Here is an 11,797-nt window from a genome sequence, read left to right as displayed (position 1 = left end):
CGGGTCGGGGGTGTCAGTCGCGCCGGCCGGCCAGCAGCGACTCGACCCGCTCCCGGACGTCCGCGGTGTCCAGGCCGCGCACCGTCACGGTGGTGCGGCGACGCAGCACGTCGTCCGCCGTCTGCGCCCACTCGTGGTCGCGGGCGTACACGACCTGGGCCCAGATCTCCGGGCCCTCGGGGTGGATCCGCTCCCCGAGCGCCGGGTCCTCGTTGACCAGCCGGGCGATGTCGAAGGACAGCGCGCCGTAGTGGGTGGCGAGGTGGCGTGCCGTCAGCGGGTCCAGGCGCCGCCCCGGCTCCCGGTCGACCAGCAGCCGGTGGGCGACCGCGTTGGGGTTGGCGACGCCCGGCAGCGGGACCCGCCTGGGCAGGTGGTCCAGCGGCTCCATGTCCTCGTTCAGCGGACCGCCGGGCAGCTTGGCGAGCTTGGCCATCACGGTGCGGCCGATGTGCCGGTACGTCGTCCACTTGCCGCCCGCCACCGACAGCATGCCGCCGCTGCCCTCGGTGACGACGGTTTCGCGCTTGGCCTTCTCCACGCCGCCGGGGCCGCCGGGCAGCACCCGCAGGCCCGCGAAGGCGTAGGTGATCAGGTCGCGGGACAGGTGCTCGTCGCGCACCGAGTGGGCGGCCTCGTCCAGGATCTGCGTGATGTCGGCCTCGGTGGCCCGCACGTCGGCCGGGTCGCCGGTGTACTCCTCGTCGGTGGTGCCCAGCAGCAGCTGGTCCTCCCACGGCAGGGCGAACGTGATGCGGTACTTGTCGATGGGGGTCGCCATGGCGGCCCGCCACGGGGCCTTGCGCTTCAGGACGATGTGGGCGCCCTTCGACAGCCGGATGCTGGGGGCGGCGCCCTTGTCCTCCATCCGCCGCAGGTGGTCGACCCACGGGCCGGTCGCGTTGAGCACCAGCCGCGCGTCGACGCCGAACTCGGTGCCGTCCAGACGGTCCTTCAGGTCGGCGCCGGTGACCCGGCCGTGGGTGAAGCGCAGGCCGGTGACCTCGGCGTGGTTGAGGACGACGGCGCCCGCCTCGACGGCGGCGCGCACCGTCATGACCGCCATCCGCGAGTCGTTCATCTGGTGGTCGTAGTAGACCGCGACGGCCTTGAGGTTCTCCGTGCGCAGGGCGGGGTTGGCGGCCGCCGCCCTGGCCGGGGAGATGATCCGGCCGACCCCGTCGCCGAAGGCGGACAGCGCCGAGTAGGCGAAGACTCCCGCCCCGAGCTTGGCGGCGCCGACCGGGCCGCCCCGGTAGACCGGCAGGTGGAAGGTGAGCGGGTTGACCAGGTGCGGAGCCACGTCCCTGGCCAGGACCCGCCGTTCCATGTGGTTCTCCGCCACCAGCTTGACCGCGCCGGTCTGCAGGTACCGCAGACCGCCGTGGACGAGCTTGGAGGAGGCGGAGCTGGTGGCGCCGGCGAAGTCGCCGGCGTCCACCATCGCGACCCGCAGCCCCGACTGCGCGGCGTGCCAGGCCACGGAGGTGCCCAGGATGCCGCCGCCGATGACCAGCAGGTCGTAGGTGGCGCGGCTCAGCAGTTCCCGGGTCTCGGCGCGGCCCGGGTTACGGCCGGCGGTCGGACGCGTCCCGAGGGCCGGGACGCGCTGCAGCGTGGTCATGATCGGTTCACTTCTCCTCTTCGATCCAGCCCATGGTCCGCTCGACGGCCTTGAGCCAGTCCTTGTACTCGCGGTCGCGGACGTCGGCGTCCATGCGGGGGGTCCATTCGGCGGCCCGGCGCCAGTTGGCGCGCAGTTCGTCGGTGTCCGACCAGAAGCCCACGGCCAGACCGGCGGCGTAGGCCGCGCCCAGGCAGGTGGTCTCGGCGACCAGCGGACGCACGACGGGCGCGTCCAGGAAGTCGGCGAGGGTCTGCATCAGCAGGTTGTTGGCGGTCATGCCGCCGTCGACCTTGAGCGCGGTGAGCTCCACGCCCGAGTCCTTGGTCATGGCGTCGACGATCTCCCTGGTCTGCCAGGCGGTCGCCTCCAGCACGGCGCGGGCGATGTGGGCCTTGGTGACGTACCGGGTGAGGCCGGCGATCACACCGCGGGCGTCGGAGCGCCAGTACGGGGCGAACAGACCGGAGAAGGCGGGCACGAAGTAGGCACCGCCGTTGTCCTCGACCGACAGGGCCAGGGTCTCGATCTCGGCCGCGGTCTTGATCAGGCCCATCTGGTCGCGCATCCACTGCACCAGCGAGCCGGTGACCGCGATCGAGCCCTCCAGGGCGTACACCGGCTTCTGGTCGCCGATGCGGTAGCCGACGGTGGTGATCAGGCCGTTGTAGCTGTTGATCGGCTTCTCGCCGGTGTTCATCAGCAGGAAGGTGCCGGTGCCGTAGGTGGACTTGGCCTCGCCCTCGGAGTAGCAGGTCTGGCCGAACAGGGCCGCCTGCTGGTCGCCGAGCGCGGACGCGACCGGCACGCCGGCCAGGGCGCCGGAGGCGGCCGTGCCGTACACCTCGGCGGAGGAGCGGATCTCCGGCAGCACCGCGGCGGGCACGCCGATGGACTCCAGGATCTTGTGGTCCCAGTCGAGGGTGTGCAGGTTCATCAGCAGCGTGCGGGAGGCGTTGGTCACGTCGGTGACGTGGTGTCCGCCGTTGACCCCGCCGGTGAGGTTCCAGATCACCCAGCTGTCCATGGTGCCGAAGAGGATCTCGCCGGCCTCGGCGCGCTCGCGCAGGCCCTCGACGTTGTCGAGCAGCCAGCGGATCTTCGGGCCGGCGAAGTACGAGGCCAGCGGCAGGCCGGTCTCGCGGCGGAAGCGGTCCTGGCCGACGTTGCGGCCGAGCTCCTTGCACAGGGCGTCGGTACGGGTGTCCTGCCAGACCAGGGCGTTGTGCACCGGCTCGCCGGTGTTCTTGTCCCACAGGACGGTGGTCTCGCGCTGGTTGGTGATGCCGATCGCCTTGACGTCGGCGGAGGTGATGCCGGCCTTGCTGACGGCCTCCTCGACGACCTCCTGGACGTTCCTCCAGATCTCGGCGGCGTCGTGCTCGACCCACCCCGGCTTGGGGAAGATCTGCTCGTGCTCCTTCTGCCCGACCGAGACGATCCGGCCGTCCTTGTCGAAGATGATGCAGCGCGATGACGTGGTGCCCTGGTCGATGGCCGCGATGAACGGGCCTGTGGTGTGGGCGTCGGTCACGGTGTGCTCCTCAGGTCCTTGGGATGTCGGGGGCTGCTTCTCAGAATGCGATCTTGTAGAGGCCGGCCGCGAGGACCGAACCCACGATCGGGCCGACGACGGGTATCCAGGCGTAGCGCCAGTCGGAGCCACCCTTGTTGGGCAGCGGCAGCAGTGCGTGCACGATGCGCGGACCGAGGTCGCGTGCGGGGTTGATGGCGTACCCGGTCGGCCCGCCGAGCGAGAGGCCGATGCCGACGACGACCAGTGCGACCATCAGGGTGCCGGTACCGGAGACCGCCAGGCCCTTGGTGAGGCCGAGGGTCAGGATGAACAGCACCAGGACGAAGGTGCCGATGATCTCCGTGGCGAGGTTCTGCGCGACGTTGCGGATCTCGGGGCCGGTGGAGAATACGCCCAGCACCGGGCCGGGGCCCGTGGTCTGCTTCTCGGCCGCCGCGGTGGCCTGCGCCCCCGGACCGCCGGTGATCTCGGCGTCCGTCAGGTGGGCCTGGAACTGGCCGTAGTAGGTGATCCACACCAGGGTCGCGCCGATCATCGCGCCGAGCATCTGGCCGGCCAGGTAGACCGGGACCTTGCTCCACTCGCCGCTGTCGACCGCGAGGCCGATCGTGACGGCCGGGTTCAGATGGGCGCCGGAGAGGGAACCGGAGATGTAGGCGCCGGCCAGGACCGCGAAGCCCCAACCGAAGGTGATGGCCACCCAGCCGGCGTTACGGGCCTTGGAGCTCTTGAGGGTGACAGCCGCGCAGACGCCGCCGCCGAGGAGGATCAGAACAGCGGTACCGATGGTCTCGCCGATGAAGATGTGCTCGCTGGACATGCGACTCCTTTGTCCTTCGTCCAGGGGAAGGCGAACTCCGGTCCCGTTCCGGAATTCGTGGGCCTGTCACCAGGCCCTCGGCGGTCCCACGGTTACGTCCACCTTACCGACTCCGTCGGCTGGTGTTCGACAATGTCGACCGTCGAACGAGAGTGTTCTCCTGCGCAACCACGCGCGTCAAGGGTTCGTCAGGTTGCGGAAAGGTCTCCGAGTCGGGTCCCGGCCGGCGTCAGAAGCGGCCGGCGCCCAGGTCACGGGAGACCGCCCTGGCGCAGTCCCGCACCGCCGCGACCAGCTGCGGCCGGATCTCGCCGTCCGCGCAGACCCGTTCGACCGCCCCGGTGACGGCCACCGCGCCCACGGGCATGCGGTGCCGGTCGTGGATGGGGGCGGCGATGGACGCCACCCCGTCCCAGGTCTCCTCCAGGTCCGAGCCCCAGCCCCGGGCGCGGGTGAGGTCCAGCACACCCTCGAAGTCCGCGTCCCCGGTGATCGTGCGCGCGGTCAGCTGCTCGCGCTTCAGCTCGACCGCCTCGCCGTGCGCCACCGGGTCGTAGGCCGAGAGCACCTTGCCCAGCGCGCTGCTGTGGAGCGGGTGCATCGCCCCGACCTCCAGCACCTGACGGCTGTCGTCGGGGCGGAAGACGTGGTGGACGATGAGCACCCCCTGCTGGTGCAGCACGCCCAGGTAGACCGCCTCGCCGCTGGAGCGGGCCAGGTCGTCGGTCCACACCAGGGCGCGGGCCCGCAGCTCGTGCACGTCCAGGTAACTGTTGCCCAGCCGCAGCAGCTCGGCCCCCAGCTGGTAGCGGCCCGAGACCGGGTCCTGCTCGACGAAGCCCTCCTGCTGCAGCGTGCGCAGGATGCCGTGCGCCGTGCCCTTCGCCAGGCCCAGGGAGGAGGCCACGTCCGACAGGCCGAGCCTGCGCTCGCCGCCGGCCAGCAGGCGCAGGATCGCGGCCGCCCTGGCGAGCGACTGGATGGGACCTGGCATGAACAACCCCTCCGTAAGGAACGACCAAACGCCGAGATACAGGTTCGACAATGCTGAACGCTGTCAGACGATGCCGACCGTCATCATCCCAGAGAAGAGTGTGACACCGCCGTCCGCCCCTCGGAATGCCCCGCGGCGGAATCCGGGGTCTTGGCTACGCTGGCCTGGTGTGTACCAGCAGCACCGGCGCACACCAAGCCGACAGCCGTCGCACTCCAGGGAGCACACCCATGGCCCAGCCGTCCCTTCCGTCCAACAGCGGTGCCCGAGGCGCAGCACTGCGAGAGGCCCTGGCGACCCGGGTGGTCGTCGCAGACGGGGCGATGGGCACGATGCTCCAGGCGCAGAATCCCACCCTCGAGGACTTCCAGGGGCACGAGGGCTGCAACGAGGTCCTCAACGTCTCCCGCCCCGACATCGTCGCCTCCGTCCACCGCGAGTACTTCGCCGTCGGCGTGGACTGCGTGGAGACCAACACCTTCGGCGCCAACTTCTCCGCCCTCGGCGAGTACGACATCCCCGACCGGATCGTCGAGCTGTCCGAGGCCGGCGCCCGGATCGCCCGCGAGGTCGCCGACGAGTTCACCGCCGCGGACGGCCGGCAGCGCTGGGTCATCGGCTCCATGGGGCCCGGCACCAAGCTGCCCACCCTCGGCCACATCGGCTACGGCGCCCTGCGCGACGCGTACGAGCAGAACGCGGCCGGGCTCCTCACCGGCGGCGCCGACGCGCTGGTCGTGGAAACCACCCAGGACCTGCTGCAGACCAAGGCCGCGGTCATCGGCGCCCGCCGGGCCCTGGAAGCGGCCGGTCTCGACGCGCCGCTGATCTGCTCGGTCACCGTCGAGACCACCGGCACCATGCTGCTGGGCTCCGAGATCGGGGCCGCGCTCACCGCACTGGAACCGCTCGGCATCGACATGATCGGCCTGAACTGCGCCACCGGCCCCGCCGAGATGAGCGAGCACCTGCGCTACCTGGCCCGGCATGCCGGCATCCAGCTCTCGTGCATGCCGAATGCGGGCCTCCCCGTCCTCGGCAAGGACGGCGCACACTACCCGCTGACCCCCAGCGAACTCGCCGACGCCCAGGAGGCCTTCGTCCGCGAGTACGGGCTCTCCCTGGTCGGCGGCTGCTGCGGCACCACCCCCGAGCACCTGCGCCAGGTCGTCGAACGCGTCCGCGGCCACGAGATCACCCCGCGCGCGCCGCGCCCCGAGCCGGGCGCCTCCTCGCTCTACCAGACCGTCCCCTTCCGCCAGGACACCTCGTACCTCGCCATCGGCGAGCGCACCAACGCCAACGGCTCCAAGAAGTTCCGCGAGGCCATGCTGGACGGCCGCTGGGACGACTGCGTGGAGATGGCCCGCGAGCAGATCCGCGAGGGCGCCCACCTGCTCGACCTGTGCGTCGACTACGTCGGCCGCGACGGCGTCGCCGACATGAACGAGATCGCCGGACGCCTGGCCACTGCCTCCACCCTGCCGATCGTGCTGGACTCCACCGAGCCCGAGGTGCTCCGCGCGGGCCTGGAGAAGCTCGGCGGCCGCGCCGTGATCAACTCCGTCAACTACGAGGACGGCGACGGCCCCGACTCCCGCTTCGCCCGCACCACCCGCCTCGCCGCGGAACACGGCGCCGCCCTGATCGCCCTCACCATCGACGAGGAGGGCCAGGCCCGCACGCCCGAGAGCAAGGTGGCCGTGGCCGAGCGGCTCATCGCGGACCTGACCGGCAACTGGGGCATCGACGAGAGCGACATCATCGTCGACTGCCTGACCTTCACCATCGCCACCGGCCAGGAGGAGTCCCGCAAGGACGGCATCGCCACGATCGAGGCGATCCGCGAACTCAAGCGCCGCCACCCGCAGGTGCAGACCACGCTCGGGCTGTCCAACATCTCCTTCGGCCTCAACCCGGCCGCCCGCATGGTGCTCAACTCGGTCTTCCTCCACGAGTGCGTCGAGGCCGGCCTGGACTCGGCGATCGTGCACGCCTCCAAGATCTCGCCGATCGCCCGCATCCCCGAGGAGCAGCGCGAGGTCGCCCTGGACCTGGTGTACGACCGGCGCCGCGAGGGCTACGACCCGCTGCAGCGCTTCCTGGAGCTCTTCGAGGGCGTCGACACCAAGTCCGTCAAGGCCGGCCGAGCCGAGGAACTGGCGGCGCTGCCGCTGGAGGAGCGCCTGCAGCGGCGCATCATCGACGGCGAGAAGAACGGCCTGGAGGCCGACCTGGACGAGGCCCTGACCTCCCGTCCCGCCCTCGAGATCGTCAACGACACCCTCCTGGAGGGCATGAAGGTCGTCGGCGAGCTCTTCGGCTCCGGCCAGATGCAGCTGCCGTTCGTCCTGCAGTCGGCCGAGGTGATGAAGACCGCCGTCGCGCACCTCGAACCGCACATGGAGAAGTCCGACGCCTCCGGCAAGGGCACCATCGTGCTGGCCACCGTCCGCGGCGACGTCCACGACATCGGCAAGAACCTCGTGGACATCATCCTGTCCAACAACGGCTACAACGTCGTCAACCTCGGCATCAAGCAGCCCGTCTCGGCGATCCTCGACGCCGCGCACGAGCACTCCGCCGACGTCATCGGCATGTCCGGCCTGCTGGTGAAGTCCACGGTGATCATGAAGGAGAACCTGGAGGAGCTGAACCAGCGCGGCCTCGCCGCCACCTACCCGGTCATCCTCGGCGGCGCCGCCCTCACCCGGGCCTACGTCGAGCAGGACCTCCACGAGCTCTACCAGGGCGAGGTCCGTTACGCCCGCGACGCCTTCGAGGGACTGCGCCTGATGGACGCCCTCATCGCCGTCAAGCGCGGAGTGCCGGGCGCCACCCTCCCCGAGCTGAAGCAGCGCCGGGTGGCCGCCCGCGCGGGCGTCGTGCCCGAGCCCGAGGAGAACCGGGGCCAGATCCGCTCCGACGTCGCCGTCGACAACCCGGTGCCGACCCCGCCGTTCTGGGGCTCCCGCGTCGTCAAGGGCATCCCGCTCAAGGACTACGCGTCCTGGCTGGACGAGGGCGCCCTGTTCAAGGGCCAGTGGGGGCTCAAGCAGTCCCGTACCGGCGGCCCCACCTACGAGGAGCTGGTGGAGACCGAGGGCCGTCCGCGGCTGCGCGGGCTGCTGGACCGCCTGCAGAGCGAGGGGCTGCTCGAGGCCGCCGTCGTCCAGGGCTACTTCCCCTGCGTCTCCAAGGGCGACGACCTGATCATCCTCCACGAGGACGGCACCGAGCGGACCCGGTTCACCTTCCCGCGCCAGCGCCGCGGCCGCCGGCTGTGCCTGGCCGACTTCTTCCGTCCCGAGGAGTCCGGCGAGACCGACGTGGTCGGCCTGCAGGTCGTCACCGTCGGCAACCGGATCTCCGAGGCGGCCAACGAGCTGTTCGCCGCCGACGCCTACCGCGACTACCTCGAGCTGCACGGCCTGTCCGTCCAGCTCGCCGAGGCCCTGGCCGAGTACTGGCACGCCCGGGTCCGCGCCGAGCTCGGCTTCGCCGGGGAGGACCCGGCCGCGATGGAGGACATGTTCGCCCTGAAGTACCGGGGCGCCCGCTTCTCGCTGGGCTACGGCGCCTGCCCCGACCTGGAGGACCGGGCCAAGATCGCGGAGCTGCTGGAGCCCGAGCGGATCGGGGTCCGGCTGTCGGAGGAGTTCCAGCTCCATCCGGAGCAGTCCACCGACGCGATCGTCATCCATCACCCGGAGGCCAAGTACTTCAACGCGCGGTAGTCGGACGTACGTCGTACACTGGACGGTCCGATACGGCACCTGGCCGGTCGCACGCCCCCACCACCCGGGCGCGAGGCGACCGGCCTTTGTGCCCCCTGAACGCAGAGGAGTGGGGCGCATGACGAGCGGTATTCCCGCCACCGAGATCCGGCCGGCCCGGGAGGCAGGCCTGCAGGCCGTGCTCCTGGACATGGACGGCACGCTGGTCGACACCGAGGGTTTCTGGTGGAACGCGGAGGTCGAGGTCTTCGCGGAGCTCGGCCACGTGCTGGACGACACCCACCGTGAGGTCGTCGTCGGCGGTCCCATGACCCGCAGCCTCGGACACCTCATCTCGGTCACCGGGACGGACGCCACGCTCGCCGAGCTGTCCACGCTGATCAACCTGCGTTTCGTCGAGCTCATCGGCCGCGGCGTGCCGCTGATGCCGGGCGCCCAGCGCCTGCTCACCGAACTGGCCGCGCACGGGGTGCCCGCCGCCCTGGTCTCCGCCTCCCACCGGCGCATCATCGACGCCGTCATGCTCTCCCTCGGCTCCCACCACTTCGCCTTCTCCCTCGCCGGGGACGAGATCGAGCGGACCAAGCCGCACCCCGACCCGTACCTGACGGCCGCGGCACGGCTGGGCGCGGACCCGGCACGGTGCGTGGTCGTCGAGGACACCCCCACCGGGGTCGAGGCCGCCGAGGCCGCCGGCTGCCAGGTCGTGGCCGTCCCGTCCATCGCCGCCATCGCACCTGCCCCCGGGCGGACCGTGGTGACCTCCCTGGAACGGGTGGACGTGCCTTTTCTGCGCTCTCTGATTACGTCCGTTCACTGAGCGTCGCCGTGAATTGAGCGGAAACTCTGGGCGCTTGCCCGGCTATTTTGCGTGACGATTCGGAGCGTCGAATTGTTTACCGGCCAGTACGCCGGGACGTGATACTTTTCACGTCGACGGCAGTCGACAGCGCGCGCCGGACGTGCTCCACTCCGTCAAAACGCGGTGCGGTCGGGGTGGTTGTGTCCGGATTGCGGAACACCGCGCTGTTCGTTCCGCCGTCCGGATATCGGTACGGCACTCCTTGTTATCTGCCCGTGACGCGGGCTCAACTTCTCCGTGTTCGGGGGCGGTCCACCGGAATGCCGGTCCCCAGCAATTACGGGTATCGTCGCCCCGCTCAACACTGCACGGCCGAGGGCCGGAAGAGGGAGAACAACGAGGATGAATCGCAAGCTACTGGTGCTGCCGGCCCTGCTGGGCCTCGCCGCGCCCGTACTCGCCGGGTGCGGTGACTCGACCGGCGGTGGCGGTGGCGGTGACGCGGTCGTCATCGGCACGACGGACCACATCGAAGTGTCCGACGAGCTGCCCTCTCCCGTGGACCCGGCCACCTCGTACGACGGTGGCACGTACAGCTTCTTCAACAACACCTTCCAGATGCTGCTCGGTTACTCTCGCAGCTCCACCACCCCCGAGCCGGACGCCGCCAAGTCCTGCGGCTTCACCGACACCAAGTCGGAGGTGTACCGCTGCACGCTGCGGGACGGCCTGAAGTTCGCCAACGGCCACGACCTCACCTCGGAGGACGTCAAGTTCTCCGTCGACCGTGTGCTGAAGATCAAGAGCGACTTCGGCCCCTCCAGCCTCCTCGCGAACATCGACAGCGTCGAGGCCCAGGACCCGAAGACCGTCGTCTTCCACCTCAAGGCCCCCGACGCGACGTTCCCGTACCGGCTGGCTACCCCGGCCGCGGCCATCGTCGACAGCGAGGTCTACAGCGCCACCCAGCCGCTCAACGGCCTGAAGATGGAGGGCTCCGGCCCCTACAAGCTCGACTCGTGGGAGGACGGCAAGGCCGTCCTCAGCGCGAACCCGAACTACAAGGGCCTGGTCAGCAACCGCAGCAACGACAAGGTCGAGGTCCGCTTCTTCGCCTCCGCGAAGGAGATGATGAAGGCGCTCACCGACGGCGAAGTCGACCTGGTGAACCGCACCCTCACGCCGGACCAGATCAACGCGGTCGAGCAGGGCACGGTCGAGAAGGTCAAGCTGACCGAGACCCCGGGTGGTTCGGTCCGCTACATGTTCTTCAACATCGACGACCCGTCCGTGAAGCCCGAGGCCGTCCGTGAGGCCATCGCGCGCGTCATCGACCGTGACACCCTCACCCGTGACGTGACCGGCCGCACCGCCTCCCCGCTGTTCGGCGCCGTTCCGACCGGCATCACCGGCCACACCAACTCGTACTTCAACGTGTACGGCGAGCCCAACCGGAACAAGGCCGCCGAGGTGCTGTCCTCCGCCGGCATCAGCACCCCGGTCAAGATCACCTACTCCTACCCGACGGACCGCCCGGCCACCCCGAACAAGGAGGAGGCCGAGAACGTGAAGAAGCAGCTCGACGCCACCGGCCTGTTCGACGTGACCCTCAAGGGCAGCCCCTGGAAGACCTTCCTGCCGGGCGCCGTCAAGGGCAAGTGGGCCGCGTACTCGCTCAGCTGGCTCCCCGACTTCCCGGACGCCGACACCTACATCGCGCCGTTCTTCGCGGAAGGGTTCCTCGACCTCAACTACGGGGCCGGGGACATCAAGAACTCGCTCCTGCCGGCCACCCGCCAGTCCGCGAACCGCAGCAAGACGGACAAGGACTTCTCGCAGATCCAGAACATCCTGGCGCAGGACCTCCCGATGATCCCGCTGTACCAGGACAAGCAGTACGTCGCCAGCCGCGACGGCATCACCGGAACCGAATGGTTCCTCAATTCCTCCTCGACCGCCCAGTTCTGGGAGATTGGTCGCGGTGTGACAGGATGAGCCACCCGCTGGGCGGACCCGGGAATTCCCCCGGTCCGCCCGGCCGGGGCCGGCCCCGTACGACGAAGCTGTGAGGGAAGTCTCGTGAGGAATCGAGTCCAGCGACTGGCGCTCCCACTCTCCGCGACCTTGACGGCGGTCGTGGTCGTCGGCTGCGGTTCGGGAGGGTCGGACGGCGAGGCCTCCGGAGAGCCCCTCACGATGGGGATCACGGACAAGGTGACGGCGGTCGATCCGGCCGCCGGTTACGACGTCGGCTCCTGGATCGTGTTCAACAACGTCTTCCAG

7 protein-coding genes and 1 pseudogene are annotated in these 11,797 nt (G+C 70.1%); 4 read left to right on the top strand and 4 right to left on the bottom strand.

Annotated features, from left to right (window positions below; genetic code table 11):
• Positions 1–13: 13 nt before the first annotated feature.
• The 4 genes from ABZ312_RS39760 to ABZ312_RS39745 all read right to left on the bottom strand — a co-directional run bounded on the left by ABZ312_RS39760 (position 14) and on the right by ABZ312_RS39745 (position 4,975).
• Positions 14–1,624: a glycerol-3-phosphate dehydrogenase/oxidase gene (locus tag ABZ312_RS39760; protein WP_500332102.1), complete on the bottom strand. Its 1,611-nt coding sequence runs from the start codon at positions 1,622–1,624 to the stop codon at positions 14–16.
• Between the two features lie 7 nt (positions 1,625–1,631).
• Positions 1,632–3,158 (bottom strand): glycerol kinase GlpK, encoded by a 1,527-nt coding sequence (gene glpK, locus ABZ312_RS39755; protein ID WP_499510949.1) that lies wholly within the window; start codon positions 3,156–3,158, stop codon positions 1,632–1,634.
• A gap of 40 nt (positions 3,159–3,198) precedes the next feature.
• Positions 3,199–3,981, bottom strand: coding sequence for an MIP/aquaporin family protein (locus ABZ312_RS39750; RefSeq protein ID WP_500332103.1), 783 nt, complete (start codon positions 3,979–3,981; stop codon positions 3,199–3,201).
• A 229-nt stretch (positions 3,982–4,210) separates the two neighbouring features.
• A complete protein-coding gene (locus ABZ312_RS39745) occupies positions 4,211–4,975 on the bottom strand; it encodes an IclR family transcriptional regulator (RefSeq protein ID WP_499510947.1) in 765 nt (254 codons plus the stop codon).
• Between the two features lie 230 nt (positions 4,976–5,205).
• On the opposite strand from ABZ312_RS39745, the gene metH reads away from it, so the two are divergent.
• From metH to ABZ312_RS39725, 4 genes and pseudogenes are all read left to right on the top strand, one after another.
• On the top strand, positions 5,206–8,712 hold the full coding sequence (gene metH / locus ABZ312_RS39740; protein ID WP_500332105.1) for a methionine synthase: 3,507 nt from the start codon (positions 5,206–5,208) through the stop codon (positions 8,710–8,712).
• A gap of 118 nt (positions 8,713–8,830) precedes the next feature.
• Complete coding sequence (locus ABZ312_RS39735) at positions 8,831–9,532, top strand: HAD family hydrolase (RefSeq protein WP_500332106.1); 702 nt, start codon at positions 8,831–8,833, stop codon at positions 9,530–9,532.
• A gap of 384 nt (positions 9,533–9,916) precedes the next feature.
• Positions 9,917–11,509 (top strand): ABC transporter substrate-binding protein, encoded by a 1,593-nt coding sequence (locus tag ABZ312_RS39730; RefSeq protein ID WP_500332107.1) that lies wholly within the window; start codon positions 9,917–9,919, stop codon positions 11,507–11,509.
• 84 nt (positions 11,510–11,593) lie between these two features.
• Positions 11,594–11,797 (top strand): annotated as a pseudogene (locus ABZ312_RS39725) (ABC transporter substrate-binding protein); the annotation flags it as partial.

The organism is Streptomyces sp. NPDC006207 (assembly GCF_040613835.1).
Taxonomy (GTDB): Bacteria; Actinomycetota; Actinomycetes; order Streptomycetales; family Streptomycetaceae; genus Actinacidiphila.
The sequence above is the reverse complement of the archived record's forward strand: the minus strand, read 5'-3'. Positions and strand labels throughout refer to the sequence as shown.

Coding starts and splice junctions, on each gene's coding strand:
- ABZ312_RS39760 (WP_500332102.1), bottom strand. CDS start 1,624: ATGACCACGCTGCAGCGCGTCCCGGCCCTCGGGACGCGTCCGACCGCC.
- ABZ312_RS39750 (WP_500332103.1), bottom strand. CDS start 3,981: ATGTCCAGCGAGCACATCTTCATCGGCGAGACCATCGGTACCGCTGTT.
- ABZ312_RS39745 (WP_499510947.1), bottom strand. CDS start 4,975: ATGCCAGGTCCCATCCAGTCGCTCGCCAGGGCGGCCGCGATCCTGCGC.
- metH (WP_500332105.1), top strand. CDS start 5,206: ATGGCCCAGCCGTCCCTTCCGTCCAACAGCGGTGCCCGAGGCGCAGCA.
- ABZ312_RS39735 (WP_500332106.1), top strand. CDS start 8,831: ATGACGAGCGGTATTCCCGCCACCGAGATCCGGCCGGCCCGGGAGGCA.
- ABZ312_RS39730 (WP_500332107.1), top strand. CDS start 9,917: ATGAATCGCAAGCTACTGGTGCTGCCGGCCCTGCTGGGCCTCGCCGCG.